The following is a 16150-nucleotide window of genomic DNA, read 5'->3' as shown; positions in this document are numbered from 1 at the left end:
GGTTAAATATATCGCGCTTTGAAGCCTAATGGCAGTTCCCAATGGGATTCCCTTGTGTTCCTCAAGGGCGGGCGATGCGTATGACAGAAGGGAGGTTGCGCAGGCGCTTCATAACCCGCGCCAAATGTACACGGCCACTGACCTCCAGGGTCAGGGAGATCACGCTGTTGTGAGCATCCTTCTCATCCACATTGATCTGCTCGATGCTGGCGCCCTCTTCCGTAATACGAGTAGCCAGTCGGGCAATAATCCCTCTCTCTGACTCGACTTCTACCCGCACATCACCAAGGAACTCCCCTGTCACATCCGGCGACCAGTTCACCAGCATGATGTTTTCCGGATGCTCGCGAAAATCACCGGTATTGCGGCAGGTGTCGCGGTGTACTACTACGCCTTTGCCCGAGCTGATATGGCCGATAATGGCATCCCCGGGAATAGGACGGCAACAGCGGGCAAAACTGATCATCATGCCCTCTTGGGCATCGATCGTTAAGGGAGAAGAGATATTGCTGGCTTCAGTCTCTTCACTGGTGACGGGCGCGAGTAATTTAGCGGCAGAGAAGGCCACTTTACTGCCCATACCTATCTCTTCCAGCAGCTTGTCCAAAGTTGCGCATTTCGCTTCTTTGAGGCCCGCTTCTAATTGCTCTGGTGATAGCGCGTCTAGGCTCGTGTCGAACTTACTGAGTGCTTTTTCCAGCAGGCGCCGTCCCAGGGTAATGGAATCGTGGTGACGCTGGTGCTTAAGGAAGTGACGGATAGCACTGCGCGCTTTGGCGGTTACTACAAAATTGAGCCAGTTAGGGTTTGGCTGTGCAGTTTTGCGCGTGAGAATCTCGACTTTTTGCCCGCTCTCCAGAGGTTGGGACAAAGGGGCCAGGCGCTGATTGATACGCACGGCAACACAGGAGTTGCCGATATCCGTGTGTACGGAATAGGCGAAGTCCACGGCAGTGGCTCCTGCGGGGAGGTCGACGATCTGCCCTTTAGGGGTAAAGACGTAAACTTCATCCGGGAACAGGTCAATTTTTACGTTTTCAATAAACTCTAACGAGTCGCCGGCGCGCTGCTGCATCTCTAGCAGTCCCTGGACCCAGCGCCGTGCGCGCACTTGGCTGGTGCCACCGGTATTGATTACCTCATCGCCGGAGGCTTTGTACAGCCAGTGGGCGGCAATGCCACTGTTGGCCATTTCATCCATTTCCTTGGTGCGGACCTGAACTTCAATGGGCACCCCGTGCATACCCAGCAGCACTGTGTGCAGTGACTGGTAGCCATTGGATTTGGGGATAGCGACGTAATCTTTAAACTCGGAGATTACCGGTTTGTACAGGCTGTGCATAACACCTAGAACCCGGTAACAGGTATCCACACTGTCCACAATGATGCGGAAAGCGTAGACATCCATTATCTCCTTGAAGGACTTCTTCTTGGCGCGCATCTTTTGGTAGATGCTAAATAGGTGCTTTTCCCGGCCAATCACCAGAGAGCTGATGCCCTCCCGCTGCAAGCGCAGTTCTATAGCATTCTGAATTTGTTCCAGCAGCTCTTTGCGATTGCCGCGGGCGGCGACCAGGGCGGCGCGCAAGCGGCTGGCACGCAGTGGGTAGATGGCAAAAAAAGCGCGATCCTCGAACTCGATACGAACGTCGTTCATACCCAGTCGGTGGGCGATGGGTGCGTAGATCTCCAGCGTCTCGCGGGCAATACGGGCACGCTTCTGCGGTTTCAGCGCGCCGAGAGTGCGCATGTTGTGCAGGCGGTCGGCCAGTTTGACCAGAATCACGCGGATATCGCGGGCCATGGCCAGGGCCATCTTCTGGAAGTTTTCCGCCTGCTTTTCTGCAGGGCTGTCGGTCTCGAACTGGGTTAGTTTGGAGACCCCATCGACCAGGTCGGCAACCTCTCCACCAAACTGCTCAGCCAGAGCTGCCTTGGGGATACCCGTATCCTCGATCACATCGTGCAACATGGCTGCCGCCAGGCTCTCGTGATCCATATGCATGCCCGCGAGAATAGTGGCAACTGCCAGCGGGTGGGTGACATAGGGCTCGCCGGAACGGCGCTGCTGACCATCGTGAGCCTGCTCCGCGTAAAAATAGGCGCGGCGGACGATTTGGATCTGGTCGGGGGGAAGGTATGAGGAGAGGCGGTGGGCCAAACTATCTATGGTGTGCAATGCCGCGCGCGCCTCTCATAAAACTCAAAAAGTACCCAGTAAGAGACCTGATCAGACTTGCTGATCTGTTAGGTAGTTGGGGGCAACGATAGGAGCAGGTGCCTCTTCGCGTTCCGGCTCGTCGAGGATGGCGGCATCCACCAGGCCCTCTTCGATTTCGCGCAGGGCAATTACCGTGGGCTTATCGTTTTCTTCGGGAACCAATGGATCCCTGCCGCCTGTAGCGATCTGACGGGCGCGTTTGCTGCCGACGATAACGAGCTCGAAGCGGTTGTCCACATGCTCAAGGCAATCTTCAACGGTAATACGTGCCATAAACTTTCGTTTCCATTTGCTGTGCCCGAAGGCAAATTCTGTACAGGGGACCGGCTATTTTACCGGACCGGGAAATGTATGCAATTCGATCAATTGGTTCAGTGGCGCAACAGTGCCTGAAGTAGATCGCCGTGGCGCAGTTGCTGCAGCTCTAAGCGCTGTCGCTGGGCAACGATAATGGCACGCAGCTCTGTTAACGCTTGGTCGAAGTTGTCGTTGATTACCAGGTAATCTGCGGCGACATAATGGGTCATTTCGTCGATGGCCTGGTCCATACGGCGATCAATGACCGCTTGATCGTCCTGACCGCGTCCGGTGAGGCGCTCGCGCAGGGCTTCCTGGGACGGAGGCAAAATAAAAATACCCACTGCATCAGGGCGCAGGCGACGAACCTGTTCGGCCCCCTGCCAATCGATTTCCAGGATTACATCGCGACCACTGGCAAGAGTCTCTTCGATCTCAGCTTTGGCGGTGCCGTAATAATTATCGCCATAAACTTGGGCGTGCTCAAAAAAAGCATCACGCTCCAACATTGCCAAAAATTCTTCTCGCTCGACAAAGTGATAGTCAACGCCGTGAGTTTCGCCTGGGCGCATGGCACGAGTGGTATGGGAAACCGATACGGTAACCTGGCTGTCGCTGTCTACCAGCGCTTTGACCAAGCTGGTTTTTCCTGCACCGGAGGGAGCGGAGACGGTGTAGAGGGTTCCTGTTTGCACAACTGATCCTGTTCGCGAGCAAAGAGCCCATTATAACCGAAGCTTGCGTCTGGAGATGAAAGAGTGTCATGAAGGGACAAGGCTAGCCCCCGACCGGAGTGGGGGTATCTGTTGGGAGATTCAGGGCGCGTTACCACCTGCGCGCCTGGGCCCGGCCGGGATAGCCTCGCGGGAGTTTCTCAATCACCGCCAACCACCTGTGATTAAGGGGATCTCCCTGTTGTTAATCGCTAACGAAAGTGACTCTATCCTCTTTGCGCCGGGTTGCCAACCACCACCATACCAAAGAGCTTGCGAGCAAGTAGGATATGAAGAGTGGTACATATGTATTGTTTAGTAGCGGAATAGCGCAGATGAGTGCTGCGAGTCTCAAAGTTTCGAGGCGCCCTGAAATAGGATGACCATCCAGTATCCTTCCATTAATTGCCAGGCAAATAATCAAGGCAATAACTGCGCCCATAAGTTGCCAGAAACTAAATACGCTGGTGAACCAGAGGAGAGATAAGGTTGTGGCGGTGTAACAGAGGTGTTGTGCGAATGCGTAGTTGCGCAAACCAGGGCTAATTTCAGGGTTGAAACGTTTAAAGTTTGTCAGATCGGTAGAGGCTACTGGCATGGATTTTTCTACATCTGTGGGCCTGTAGCCGGTGGGGCGGAACCAAAGAGTGAACTTGTCCCACCAGCTTTTCGTGTGCCAGGCATCAATTGCCATGCGCTTTAAGTGTTGTAAATTGGCTGCTACAGGATCAAAGGTATTCAGGGGCTTACGCACACCGTAAAGACAGGGCTCAGTTTCGAGTTCCTGCTGGTAGGTGCCAAATAAGCGATCCCAAAGTATTAATATTCCGCCGTAGTTTTTATCTACGTAGACAGCGTTCTGGGCGTGGTGTACCCGGTGATTCGAGGGGGTAATGACAAACCACTCCAACCAGCGGATCTTGGGTATTTTTTGTGTGTGAACCCAAAACTGGTAAATAAGATCAATTGCGCCGGCGACAATAACAATTTCTGCCGGCAAACCAATCAATAGAAGCGGTAGATAAAATATCCAATCCAGCTGTAACCCCCCCGAAGACTGGCGCAATGCTGTGCTCAGGTTGTAGTCCTCACTCTGGTGGTGCACCAGGTGTTCTGCCCAAAAGATATTTACCTCGTGACAGATACGGTGCTTCCAGTAGTAGCAGAAGTCGTATGCGAGAACTGCCAGGGCCAAGTGCCAGACATTGTCGATAGACCAGTTGAAACCAACCCATTGATAGTAGGGTTGTAGCAACGTAAACAGCGGGATATAGATAACGAGGAATAAGCTTTTATAGGTAAGCCCGATAATACGATTGAGAATCCCCGTGCTGAGATTGCCAATAGTGTCATTCAGCCTGTAGAGCCCCCAGCCTTTCCAGCGATCCAGGGCGAACTCCATAAGCATGGCGGTCAGAAAAAATGGAATGGAGAAAGTAAGCAGGTCCACAGAAACCCCATATTTTTATTATTAGATAGCGTATCTATCGAACTCTGCCACACGGCTACTGGGCCGCATATGCCAGTGAAGCATGGATTCTGAAATCAGTCAGTATTCGCTGAAGGGGTTTTGACGTAATTAACTTTCAGGTTTACAAAAGTGGTGCCTGATTGGCACTAATCAAAAGATTGGCAAGAGCATGCGATACGTCGAATTGGTACCACGGCTAGGTGCGACTTTTGATGTTTAGGCATGGTTTTCTTCGTGAAAGGATTTTCTTTGGAGTTTATAAATAGAAAGACCGGCAAATGCCGGTCTTTTTTTACTCTGAACGGGTCGCTATTTACTCGCTAGCTTCCGCTTCCAAAGTCACACCGCTGTAGGATTCATACCCATAGACACTGATGTACCAGGTGCCGGAATCCGGGTTACTAATGGTGCAGCTCTCCTCGTTACCCCAGAGGTATGGACGACAGTCATATCGACGCAGGGTAGGATAGTTACCGTGGCGCACGTAGAGATCAACTTCGCCGGAGCCACCGGACATCTCTATAGTAAGGGTGGAAGTCCCCGACTCAACATCAATGGTGAAGTCATTCCAGCTGCCCTGGCTGCCAGAAAGGTTAGTTTCTGTCCAACCTGAACCATTGCTGCCACTGTCGTCATCGTCGTCGCCATTACCACTATCGTCGCCGCTCGCCATAGCTACAGCTGCTGCCGCGTCCACAATACCGGAGCCGCAGTTGTTGCAAGAAGAGGGGAAGCTGCGAGCGGTGCTGGTGAGGATCGACTCAACTTCATCCGGAGTAACGTCGGGGTTAACCGAATAAATCAGCGCTGCTGCGCCGGCGACATGGGGGGCTGCCATACTGGTGCCCTGGCTGTAATAGTAGCTATCGCTGCCCGCATCGGTAGAGCCGTTGTTGTAGGTGGAAAGGATACCGTCGGAATCGTTTGCGAAGCTCTGTGCGCCACCGGGTGCAGCGACATCAACCACATTGCCATAGTTGGAGTAATAAGAGCGGCCGCCGGTACGGTCAGTTGCCGCAACGGTAATAACCCCATCACAGCTGGCAGGCGAGTATTGGCTTGCGTTGGCACCACTGTTACCAGCGGCGACAACCACGGTAGCGCCGAGGCTGCGCGCAGTGTCGATAGCGCTTTGCGTGGTAGTGTCACAGCTACCGCCACCGCCGAGGCTCAGGTTCAATACTTGGGCTGGGTTTTGGTTGCTTGGCAATCCGCTGACAGAACCACCGGCACCCCAGATGATGCCGTCGGCAATATCAGAGGTATAGCCACCACAGCGTCCAAGCACACGAACGGGCACTATCTTCGCATCATAGGCAACACCGGCGATACCCATGTTGTTGTTAGTAACCCCGGCAATGGTGCCGGCTACATGGGTGCCGTGCCAGCTGCTGTCGCTCTCGGAGGGGATGCTCGGGTCGTCACCGCAGGCTTTATCTGTATACCAATCCCCTGGGTCAGTGGGATCGTCATCACGTCCATCTCCATCTACGGAGACGAAAGTGTCAGAAATCATATCGTAGCCTGGCAGGATATTGTCTACCAGATCGGCGTGGGGGAGATAACCGGTATCGAGTACGGCAACCACTACGCCATCGCCCTGGGTAACGTCCCAAGCTGAGGGCAGGTTCAAGCCGCCGGTGGACTCGTAGTAATGCCACTGGCTGAGATAGCTCGGGTCATTGGGCTCGGCCATCGCTTTCATAATCAGGTCCGGCTCTGCGTATTCCACATCCGGATCCTGTTTCAGGCGATCGATGATCGCGCTTACTTCAGCTCTACTTTTACGGCCTTCCAGGCGCATTACCTGGGCGCCAGTGGCCATACGGCGGAGGTGGCGCATCTTGTGGCCGGCGCGACGGGAAGCTTTTTCGACCGTCTCTGTGGCCATGGTGGCCGCCTTCCCAACTTTAGCGCTCTCCTTGTACTTTACGATGATGCGGTCGGTTAGCAGTGTTTTTTCCGCGTCCGCTGCGTGAGTAGCGAAAGGGGTAGCACACAGTAACGAAAACGCACTCGCCAGAGTCGTCTTTTGCAAAAGACTTTTCAATGATGATTTCATTATTGTTATATCTCCGAGATATTTTAAATCCGGCTATCAGTATTCCGATAGGCCGGAGACTCCTGAAAAACTCCGCACTAACAAAATAAATTTGCTTAACGGATAGGCCTAGAAACTGTCTTTCTCACAGTCGGTAAGTCAGTTTGACCAAAATTGGTACCAAAGTTTCAAAATGGTACTTCTTTATAACGTTCGTGAAATTATTATCCTCAGCTTAAGCCTTTAAATTTGTGTGGCTTTTGGCGACAAATTTATAAGTTTTGGGAAAAAAATCTGATAGTGAGAATTTATCTACGGGAGAGATGTGGAGGGGTTCACAGGGGGGAAATTGGATAATAAACGAATATTTTCAGATAAAAGAATTATCGTGCGTAGAAAAGATGAATCGCTAAACGCTTCTTAGTGACGTGTACGTAGCATTTTCGTAGCTTGGTTTTGGGGCCTGCTTCCTGAGGGTACCCCAGTAATGAAAACCTTTGCTGGCTACTACTGGGGTTTGAGGTTGAAAGGTTGGTGTTAGGACTTGTGTTTATCTGGCCTTGCTATAACTGGGAACTTTGGCCCACAGCTTTGCAGCCAGCAACCCAAAGATAAATCCAAATAGGTGGGACTCCCAGGAGATAAAACCACCCCGTGGCAAGACACCGAAAATAAGCCCTCCATAAAGGACGGCTACCACAATAGATATTAATAAACGGCTAAATTTCTTGCTGATAAATCCCGCAAGAAGCAAAAAGCCGAAATAGCCATAGATAACTGAGCTAGCTCCCAAATGATTGCCCCTGCCAGCAAAAAGCCAAACAGCCAGTCCGGTGGTGATCACAACGAACAGGGTCACTTTCAGGTAAGTTTTTACCCCGTACTGCAGCACTAAGAAACTGAAGATGCACAGAGTGAATATATTCGAGAAGAAGTGCCAGCTATTTCCATGCAGTAATGGTGCAGAAAAGATATGCGGGAGGTGGTTGATTGAGCGGGGAACAATACCAAAGTAATTAAGCGATCGGCCGCTCAGAATATTAATAATCTCAATTGCAGCAAGCACTAAAAAAATAGCGCCGACCCACTTCAGGTTGTGTCGCATAAATATTCCTTAAAGGGTGAGCTATCACAAATCCCCCTCTCTGGTGGCAGAGGGGCATCCACAGTCTCGGTGAGAATGCCCCAGAGGGTTATTCGATGTTTTGTACTTGCTCGCGCATCTGCTCGATCAATACTTTGAGCTCTACCGCAGCCTGGGTTGTGTCGGTAACCACAGACTTTGAGGAAAGGGTGTTGGCTTCACGGTTAAATTCCTGCATCAGGAAATCCAGCCGACGGCCGATTGATCCACCGCCGGCTAAAACCCGACGTGTTTCAGAAGTGTGCGCACTGAGGCGGTCGAGCTCTTCATCCACATCTGCTTTCTGGGCCAACAGGACGATCTCCTGTTCGAGCCGGTCCTTGTCCAGCTCCACTTGCAATTCTTCCAGGCGGCTGCGCAGCTTGTCTCGCTGTGCTTCAAGAATCTGGGGAAGCAGTTCTCGAACATTGGCTACCTGCTCTTCGATTCCCTTGAGTCGGGCCTCAATAAACTTGGCTAGCTCAGCTCCTTCGCGTTCACGGTTTGCGCGCAGCTGTCCCAGTGCCTCGCGAAAAGCCTCCAATATCGTTGCCGACTGTTGATCGGTATCCGCCTCCGGTTCACTGATAACACCGGGCCACTGGAGAATTTGCATGGGATTGAGCGGTTGAATATCCTCGCCACCCGCTACCTGTTTTGCCGCTTGAATCAGCGCCTGGGCGAGGGGTTGGTTGATTTCCAGCCCAGTACCTTCGGCGCTATTGGTCTTCAGGCTCAAGGTTAATTCAACTTTGCCGCGGGACAGCGTCTTACGCAGCGTATCGCGCAGTTGTGTTTCCAGGGAGCGAGCCGCTTCGGGTAAACGGAAATGTGGTTCCAGGTAGCGATGGTTGACCGAGCGCAGTTCCCAGATAGCAGTGCCGCTTGCGTAATTGGCCTCGGCGCGTCCAAAGGCTGTCATGCTGCGCACTTTGTTCTGTTCCCGTTGACTGGCCATAGCTGATCCCCTACAGGCGTATTAATCGGCCCGGCATAATAACACAGCGTTTGGATCGCCATGCTGGGGTATATAATGCGGGGCTTTCATTCAATATTTGAGGTGGACTATGCAGCGTCCCAGTGGTCGCGCCCCTGCGCAATTGCGCCCGGTAAAAATTACCCGCAACTATACCCGTCATGCGGAGGGGTCTGTGTTGGTGGAGTTTGGTGATACCAAGGTTTTGTGTAATGCCTCTCTCTCCAGTGAAGTCCCAAGGTTTTTACGCGGCCAGGGCAGCGGTTGGATTACTGCAGAGTACGGCATGCTGCCACGCTCCACAGGCTCTCGTATGCCCAGGGAAGCGGCCAAGGGCAAGCAGAGTGGCCGCACCGTGGAAATTCAGCGCTTGATCGGGCGCTCACTGCGAGCGGCGGTAGACCTGGAGAAGCTAGGTGAGAATCAAATCACCGTCGATTGCGATGTTATCCAGGCCGATGGCGGTACCCGGACCGCAGCAATCACAGGTGCCTGTGTGGCGTTGGTTGATGCCTTACGTCATATGCAGAGAGAAAAAATCATTGCCAATGATCCGCTTAAGAATATGGTAGCGGCGGTATCAGTGGGAATTTATGAGGGGGAGCCGCTACTGGACCTGGATTACCCGGAAGACAGTTCAGCGGATACCGATATGAATTTGGTGATGGCCGAAGATGGCGGCATGATCGAGGTTCAAGGCACTGCAGAGGGTGAGCCATTTACTGAAAAGCAGTTTGCTCAGATGCTGGGGTTGGGCAAGGCGGGCATCGATGAATTGATTGCTTTGCAAAAGCGGGCGCTGGACGAGTAAAGCAGCCGCCCCTTGGTTTGTATCCGGCCCTCTCTCAATAGGGAAGGGGCCGGAACTCCGTGCGATTCAGACTTCGATTTCGTAGTCCATGATGACCGGCAAGTGGCTGGAGAATTTCACATTCTTATTGATTGCACCGTACTCAATGCGATTTTTTAGACCGTGAGAAACGATCTGCATATCAGTACGCCAGCCATCTCCTTCTCCGACAGTACCGCTGGGCCACCAGCTAAATTCGTCGGTATCTTTTACTACGCGGCGAAAAGCATCGACATAGCCAACATCATTAAACAGCTGGTCCAGCCAACGCTGCTCGTGACGCATAAAGCCAGGAGAATCCTGGTGATCCTGCCAATTCTGTACGTCTGCACGACGGTGAGCCATGCCCCAGTTACCACAGAAAATAAAGTCGCGGCGTTTGCGGCTTATTTTTAGCAAGTGCGCCTGCATGTCCTCAAAGAATTGGACTTTTTTCTCTAACGACGTCTCATCTGAGGCGACTGGCGCGAGCAGGGAGCCAACACTCAGTCGCTCGAAATCCGCCTGTAGATAGCGGCCGTACATATCCTCACCATTGGCGAAGCCCATGCCGAATATGATGGCTTTGGGCTGGCTGCGGGTGTAGATAGCCACACCATTTTCGTGGGGGGTTCCCGAGTCGAAAAAGTAACTGTAATAACCGTCGGGGTGAAATATTGGGTGGTCCAATTCTGGCTCGAGAGAGCGCAGGTCCTGAAGGCAGATAATATCTGCGTCCTGCTCCGCCAACCAATCGTAGAGACCGCGTTGGGCGGCCTGATGAACGCCGTCTACCGACAAGCTTACTATTCGCATTATTAGCCCCTTACCAGCGGACTGTGTATCATTAGAAACATTATATGCATGCCTACCCCCGGGAATGCTACGGGGAGGTCTCCCTTCACCTTAGCCAATAGTTAACAATTTTCCATGCAGCAATATCAGCGCGATTTTATCCAACTTGCCCTGGATCATCAGGTTTTGTGTTTCGGCGACTTCACATTGAAGTCGGGCCGTCAAAGCCCCTACTTTTTCAATGCCGGCCGTTTCCACACCGGTGCTGCACTGGCAGCGCTGGGGCAGGCCTATGCCGAGGCGATAATCGCTTCGGGAGTGGAGTTCGATGTCATTTTTGGACCGGCCTACAAAGGTATCCCGCTGGGTGCGGTGACTGCTGTGGCTCTAGCCCAAAAGGGGATCGATAAGCCTTTCTGTTACAACCGAAAAGAAGCCAAGGATCACGGTGAAGGCGGAACCTTAGTGGGTGCGCCGCTTAATGGCAAGGTTTTGATTATCGATGATGTTATTACTGCGGGCACAGCCGTGCGCGAAGTGATGCAAATTATCGAGTCTCATGGCGCAGAGGCGGCGGGAGTTGTGATTGGTCTCAACCGCCAGGAAAAGGCTAACGAAGATTGTGAATTCTCCGCTATCCAGCAAGTTGAGAGACAGTACAATATTCCTGTGGTCGGCATCGTGCAGTTAGACGATGTGATCAGCTTTCTCGAGCAGGAGTCGAATGACAGCGATACTCTGCAGAAAATTGTGGACTACCGGCAGCGCTACGGTGTCGCGGGTCAATAAATTTTGTCCCCCCTAGCCGTGGGCCGGTTAATTTAGAGAGAAGAGCGATGCGAGTCGCCCCTTTAGTACCTCTATTGGTCAGCACCCTTTTGATGTTGGCTGTAGAGGCTTATGGCAACAATAGCCGGGTTTTGTATCGATACACTGATCACCAGGGAGTCCTGGTGATCAACGATGTTATTCCACCGGAATTTGTTCCAAATGGTTATGAGATTCTCACTCTCACCGGTCGTGTAGTTGAAGTAGTTGCACCGCAGCTCAGTCCCGAAGAGTACCAAGCCGAACTTCAGCTAGAGGCCCAGCGGGAAGCGGATCGAAAGCTGCTAAAGCGCTATAACAGTATTGCGGATATTGAGAGTGCACGGTCGCGCAAGTTGGCTGTCGTTGAGCAGGATATGGCTATCATGCGGTCAAATATCAGCAGTCTGCGCCGGCAAATTGCCCAGGAAGAAGCCTCTGCTGCACGAACGCAGCGGGGCGGCCGTGAGGTGGCTCCCGAATTGTTGCAGAGAATTGCAGATCTACAAAAAGAAATGGAAGTGCTTGAGGAGCGCCTCAGCCGGCGTGCGGCTGAAGCAGATACCATAGGGGTTGATTTCGATAAGGCGGTAGCCCGCTACACAGAGCTTAATGTTGAGAGCTAACTGATTTTTCAATACCTGAATAATTTCGGAGGGCTACCGCTAAACAGCCCTCATGAGGAAATGGTTATCTGGCTGCAGCCACTGTCTCACGGAAGAAACCAGCCGTTAATACGGGCCACTGTTCTGCCCAGTACTCTGTAGGCTTACGCTTAAAACCGCTGCGCACGTATTGGACGATACGCCCCTCCGCGCTCGCCAAAAGCAGGTTGGCAGCACCACCGAGAGGAAGAGTTGGGCGCAGGTGTTCGCGCAACTCGGCTTCGCGCAAGATCTGTCTAATTTGGGTTTCCAGTCGATCAAATAACTGCAGGATTCGTCCATGCAGCCTTTCAGTTTCACCGGTAAGCGCGTCGCCTGTGAGCAGGCGAGTGATTCCAGGGTTTCGCTCACAGAAAGCTAGCAGGAGCTGCAGAATTTTCTGGCAGCGATTGAGAGCCGAGGGCTCCTCCTGCAGGATCATTGCGATACGGCTGAAAATGGTCTCCTCAATAAATTCGATCAGCCCTTCAAACATCTTGGATTTACTGGGGAAGTGACGATATAGCGCGGCTTCAGAGAAACCAACTTCCTTGGCCAGTGCTGCTGTTGTAATACGTGCGCCGGGACTGACTTCCAGCATATGTGCTAGAGCTTCCAGGATTTGTTGACGCCGATTGATTTTTTCGCTGCTCATTGACTGCCTTTGGTCCGCTTGGGGGGCGGAATTTAGTTTTGCTCTTGTCGTCTTATTTTGACGGCGGCGGAATCCTACCGATTCGCCGGGCTGTCTTCAATTGCCAAGGGGCTAGTGGTCCACAGTTTGCGCTTCTATGTTGGTAATCAGGGTACCCACGCCTCGATCTGTAAATATCTCGAGCAATATGGCGTGGGGCACACGGCCGTCGATGATGTGAGCGGAATTTACCCCATCCTGAACAGCGTCCAGAGCGCAGGTGATTTTTGGCAGCATGCCGCCATAGATGGTGCCATCCTGAATTAAGCTCTCTACTTCATTGGTAGTCAGTCCGGTGAGAACCTCCCCCTCCTTATCCTGCAGACCGGCGACGTTGGTGAGTAACATCAGCTTTTCTGCTTTCAATTCCTCGGCGATTTTTCCAGCGACGAGATCGGCATTAATATTGTATGAAACCCCATTGCCGTCGACTCCGATCGGCGCGATAACCGGGATAAAGTCGCTGTGAACCAGCATATTGATCACATCAATATTAACTTTCTCGACTTCCCCTACCTGGCCGATATCAATGATTTCAGAGGCATGTAGTCCCGCACTCTCATTTTTTCGGGTCAACTTTCGCGCTTTAACCAGCAATCCGTCTTTACCGGTGATACCTACCGCGCGGCCCCCATTTTTGTTAATCAAATTGACGATCTGTTTGTTGACGGTGCCCCCTAACACCATCTCTACAACATCCATGGTTTCGCTATCGGTGACTCTCATTCCGTCTACGAATCGGGACTCAATACTGAGCTTGTTTAGCAGCTGCCCGATTTGAGGTCCGCCACCGTGCACTACCACTGGGTTCATACCTACCAGCTTCATCAGGATAATGTCTCGCGCGAAACTGTTTTGTAGTTGCTCATCCACCATGGCGTTGCCACCGAACTTGACCACAATAGTTTTGCCTGTAAAGCGCTGGATATAGGGCAGTGCTTCATTGAGGACCTGGGCACTTTTCAGCGCAGAGTTTAGATCTAGGGACATGGGCAGTTCCTTACACAGGGCGAAAGGGAATCAGGTTTGGGGTCCTGAATTGAGTCGCCAACGATTTAAAGCAAATGTGGTGGATTGTTTTCTAAGCAATAGGGGCAGTGGCCCGATGGCGGCGCAGTCTATTCCGCCGTTTTATCTTAATCGAGCAGCTGCCAGTCGGGTACAGTAATTGCGGGAGCAATCTTTCTGAGCTGTCCCATCACCTCAGTACGGATGCGCTCCAGGGCCTGTTCATTTTCAGCCTCAAAGCGCAGGGTTAGTGCGCTAGTGGTATTGGAGGCACGTACAAGCCCCCAGCCATCGGGAAACTCTATGCGCAGGCCGTCGATAGTATTGATATCGGCATTGCCAAAATTCCCCTTATCGCGCAGCTGGTCTATCAGTGAAAACTTCTCAGTTTCCTCTACTGGTAGCAGGATCTCAGGGGTGCTGTGCATTTTCGGCAAGGTGTCGAGGAGTTCATCAAGACTTTGTTCGCGCAGTGCCATAATTTCTAGTACCCGCGCAGCAGCGTAGATACCATCGTCGAAACCAAACCAGCGGTCCTTAATAAAGATATGTCCGGAAAGCTCGCCGCCCAAAATGGCTTTGGTCTCCAACATCTTGGCTTTCATCGGCGAGTGTCCGGTCTTCCACATAATGGGGCGGCCCCCATACTGGCTGATTAGCTGGGATAAACTGCGACTGCTCTTAACGTCGAAGACAATATTTTCTCCCGGATTGCGCGCAAGGATATCCCTTGCCAGCAACATAACCAGTTGGTCTGCCCAAGCGATACGGCCGCTGCTTGAAATTAGGGTAACACGATCACCATCACCATCCAGGGCCACGCCCAGATCTGCTCCTGTAGCCAGAACCTTTTCTGTCAAGGCTTCGAGGTTTTCTGGCCTGGAGGGGTCCGGTGCGTGATTGGGGAAGTTGCCATCCACCTCACAATAGATCGGTGTTACTGCACAGCCGAGCTGCTCAAAGAGGCGGGGAGCCAGGTTAGAGGTGGCGCCATTGCCAGCATCGATAACCAAGTGCGGTTGCCCGGCGAGGGCGACATTATTGAAAACTTCATCGATATATTTATCGGTGATTTCTTGCTCCCGATTGGCGCCTTCCCCACTTTTGAATGGGCCTTTTTTCATCAACTGGTAGAGCCCCTGCAGTTTGTCTTCCGCCAGGGCGCGACCTTTCAGTACGATCTTAAAGCCGTTGTATTCCGCAGGGTTGTGGCTTGCGGTAACAATGACCCCGCTACTGGTATTTTTTCCTTTCGCACAAGCGTAATAGAGAAGTGGTGATGGAATCAGGCCGAGATTAATAGAGTTGCAGCCACTATCTAGAATTCCCTCAATCAGGCACTGGCTAAGTGTCTCACTGCTATTGCGTCCATCTCGGCCAACTAGTAAGAGATGTTCTCCAGCGTGCTGTGCCAGGGTGCCGAGCGCTCTACCTAGTTGATAGGCAAAAGGTTCGTTGATTTCCTGCCCGGCGATTCCACGGATATCGTAGGCGCGGAAAACATGCTGGGGATACTCAGAGGTCAGAGGCAGCTCGGGCTTGTCATCGTCACTTTCTGGCAAGTCCTTTGAACTATTTTCTTTTTCTTCGCTTTCTGAGTTCTCCGAATCAGAGTCCGAGATACTGGGTGCTGAGGCCAAGCTCTTCGGCAGAAAATCTGTATTGGAAGCCTGTAAAGTTCCTCCATCAGAGGCTTGTGGGTGCGCCTTATTAAGCTCGCTGCCACTAGCATCCTTACTTCTTTCCCATGGGGCTCTCGAATCGCGAGGTAGGAATTTCAGTAGGGCGAATAGGCTCACCAATATTCCAATACCGGCTCCGATGTAAATCCAGGATGTGGGCAGACTGTGCTGTTCGACAAAGGTTTGGGAGGGACTGAAGTGGAGGCTTAAATAGCTGTCCTCAAGTTGCTCTACAGTGTTGTAGCCTTTTCCTATGCCTGCGCGCCACAGTGTTTGTCGGTGGGCATCGGGAAACTTCTGCATTAACTGAACTTGTCCATGACTACCGCCCAGACTTTTTAAAATGTTTTCCAGCACGGAAAAGGGTTGGGTAGCCAGTAGTTGTTCATTTTCCAGGGTGATAACACTATGAAGTTGCCAGCTATTTTCCACACCTGTACGCAGTACTTCCATCGGTTGCTCAGGTGTTTCCTGACTGCGCTTTAACAGATCGACCAAGGCAAAGTTCAGGGGGGGATTTTGCCCTGAGCCCACTCGAACCTGTTCGGAAGAAAAGGCCTGGAGGGATACCTGCTCAGGTAGTTTGGTAGATTCAATCAGTGTTGCTGCAGGGAGCTTCCTTGATCCAAGGGCCTGCAGGCGCTTCGAATAGTCTGCGACGTAAGACTGCACGACTTCAGCTAGTTCGGCAGTTTTTTGCTTGGCGGCTAGCTCAATCTGCGAATGATTGTGGGGTATTACAAGATACTGGATTAACAGATAGGCACCGCCCAGCCAAGCGACAACTACTAATAATAACGGTAAAAATAACCCTTTCTGCATGGTACCGCCTGGTTTCTTTTTGTTGTT

The 16150-nt window shown here is 52.1% G+C and carries 14 protein-coding genes; 3 read left to right on the top strand and 11 right to left on the bottom strand.

Going from position 1 to position 16150, the window contains the following annotated elements:
- Positions 1-61: 61 nt before the first annotated feature.
- The 7 genes from spoT to ACJJI4_RS20295 form a co-directional block, all read right to left on the bottom strand.
- Positions 62-2179 carry a bifunctional GTP diphosphokinase/guanosine-3',5'-bis pyrophosphate 3'-pyrophosphohydrolase gene (gene spoT, locus ACJJI4_RS20325; RefSeq protein ID WP_282930627.1) on the bottom strand — a complete coding sequence of 706 codons (2118 nt, stop codon included), beginning with the start codon at positions 2177-2179 and terminating at the stop codon, positions 62-64.
- A gap of 51 nt (positions 2180-2230) precedes the next feature.
- On the bottom strand, positions 2231-2494 hold the full coding sequence (gene rpoZ, locus ACJJI4_RS20320) for a DNA-directed RNA polymerase subunit omega (protein WP_413663830.1): 264 nt from the start codon (positions 2492-2494) through the stop codon (positions 2231-2233).
- 98 nt (positions 2495-2592) lie between these two features.
- Positions 2593-3213, bottom strand: a complete 621-nt coding sequence (gene gmk / locus ACJJI4_RS20315) for a guanylate kinase (protein WP_413663829.1) — start codon at positions 3211-3213, stop codon at positions 2593-2595.
- A 223-nt stretch (positions 3214-3436) separates the two neighbouring features.
- Positions 3437-4681: a sterol desaturase family protein gene (locus ACJJI4_RS20310; RefSeq protein WP_444918600.1), complete on the bottom strand. Its 1245-nt coding sequence runs from the start codon at positions 4679-4681 to the stop codon at positions 3437-3439.
- 334 nt (positions 4682-5015) lie between these two features.
- Complete coding sequence (locus ACJJI4_RS20305; RefSeq protein WP_444926279.1) at positions 5016-6764, bottom strand: S8 family peptidase; 1749 nt, start codon at positions 6762-6764, stop codon at positions 5016-5018.
- Positions 6765-7293: 529 nt separating this feature from the next.
- Complete coding sequence (locus ACJJI4_RS20300) at positions 7294-7848, bottom strand: rhomboid family intramembrane serine protease (RefSeq protein WP_444926278.1); 555 nt, start codon at positions 7846-7848, stop codon at positions 7294-7296.
- 88 nt (positions 7849-7936) lie between these two features.
- Complete coding sequence (locus tag ACJJI4_RS20295) at positions 7937-8824, bottom strand: YicC/YloC family endoribonuclease (protein WP_444926277.1); 888 nt, start codon at positions 8822-8824, stop codon at positions 7937-7939.
- Between the two features lie 109 nt (positions 8825-8933).
- Between ACJJI4_RS20295 and rph the strand changes: the two genes are divergently transcribed.
- Positions 8934-9653 (top strand): ribonuclease PH, encoded by a 720-nt coding sequence (rph, locus tag ACJJI4_RS20290; RefSeq protein WP_444926276.1) that lies wholly within the window; start codon positions 8934-8936, stop codon positions 9651-9653.
- 66 nt (positions 9654-9719) lie between these two features.
- Here rph and ACJJI4_RS20285 read toward each other — a convergent pair whose 3' ends face one another.
- The gene (locus ACJJI4_RS20285) at positions 9720-10487 is read right to left on the bottom strand and encodes an exodeoxyribonuclease III (protein WP_413663823.1); all 768 of its coding nucleotides are present in this window, start codon (positions 10485-10487) and stop codon (positions 9720-9722) included.
- 114 nt (positions 10488-10601) lie between these two features.
- On the opposite strand from ACJJI4_RS20285, the gene pyrE reads away from it, so the two are divergent.
- Positions 10602-11255, top strand: coding sequence for an orotate phosphoribosyltransferase (gene pyrE, locus ACJJI4_RS20280; RefSeq protein WP_444895660.1), 654 nt, complete (start codon positions 10602-10604; stop codon positions 11253-11255).
- Between the two features lie 47 nt (positions 11256-11302).
- A complete protein-coding gene (locus ACJJI4_RS20275; RefSeq protein ID WP_444895661.1) occupies positions 11303-11899 on the top strand; it encodes a hypothetical protein in 597 nt (198 codons plus the stop codon).
- Positions 11900-11963: 64 nt separating this feature from the next.
- Here ACJJI4_RS20275 and slmA read toward each other — a convergent pair whose 3' ends face one another.
- The 3 genes from slmA to ACJJI4_RS20260 all read right to left on the bottom strand — a co-directional run bounded on the left by slmA (position 11964) and on the right by ACJJI4_RS20260 (position 16123).
- Positions 11964-12572, bottom strand: coding sequence for a nucleoid occlusion factor SlmA (gene slmA / locus ACJJI4_RS20270; RefSeq protein ID WP_108735025.1), 609 nt, complete (start codon positions 12570-12572; stop codon positions 11964-11966).
- A gap of 111 nt (positions 12573-12683) precedes the next feature.
- Positions 12684-13601, bottom strand: coding sequence for an acetylglutamate kinase (gene argB / locus ACJJI4_RS20265; RefSeq protein WP_413663820.1), 918 nt, complete (start codon positions 13599-13601; stop codon positions 12684-12686).
- Positions 13602-13747: 146 nt separating this feature from the next.
- A complete protein-coding gene (locus ACJJI4_RS20260; protein WP_444926275.1) occupies positions 13748-16123 on the bottom strand; it encodes a phosphomannomutase/phosphoglucomutase in 2376 nt (791 codons plus the stop codon).
- Between the last annotated feature and the right edge of the window lie 27 nt (positions 16124-16150).

The sequence above is a fragment of the Microbulbifer maximicatervae (SeqCode) genome (assembly GCF_052467305.1).
This window is presented reverse-complemented; position numbering and strand designations above follow the sequence as displayed.

Coding starts and splice junctions, on each gene's coding strand:
- argB (WP_413663820.1), bottom strand. CDS start 13,601: ATGTCCCTAGATCTAAACTCTGCGCTGAAAAGTGCCCAGGTCCTCAAT.
- ACJJI4_RS20260 (WP_444926275.1), bottom strand. CDS start 16,123: ATGCAGAAAGGGTTATTTTTACCGTTATTATTAGTAGTTGTCGCTTGG.
- ACJJI4_RS20295 (WP_444926277.1), bottom strand. CDS start 8,824: ATGGCCAGTCAACGGGAACAGAACAAAGTGCGCAGCATGACAGCCTTT.
- slmA (WP_108735025.1), bottom strand. CDS start 12,572: ATGAGCAGCGAAAAAATCAATCGGCGTCAACAAATCCTGGAAGCTCTA.
- ACJJI4_RS20300 (WP_444926278.1), bottom strand. CDS start 7,848: ATGCGACACAACCTGAAGTGGGTCGGCGCTATTTTTTTAGTGCTTGCT.
- ACJJI4_RS20285 (WP_413663823.1), bottom strand. CDS start 10,487: ATGCGAATAGTAAGCTTGTCGGTAGACGGCGTTCATCAGGCCGCCCAA.
- pyrE (WP_444895660.1), top strand. CDS start 10,602: ATGCAGCAATATCAGCGCGATTTTATCCAACTTGCCCTGGATCATCAG.
- ACJJI4_RS20275 (WP_444895661.1), top strand. CDS start 11,303: ATGCGAGTCGCCCCTTTAGTACCTCTATTGGTCAGCACCCTTTTGATG.
- rpoZ (WP_413663830.1), bottom strand. CDS start 2,494: ATGGCACGTATTACCGTTGAAGATTGCCTTGAGCATGTGGACAACCGC.
- rph (WP_444926276.1), top strand. CDS start 8,934: ATGCAGCGTCCCAGTGGTCGCGCCCCTGCGCAATTGCGCCCGGTAAAA.
- ACJJI4_RS20305 (WP_444926279.1), bottom strand. CDS start 6,764: ATGAAATCATCATTGAAAAGTCTTTTGCAAAAGACGACTCTGGCGAGT.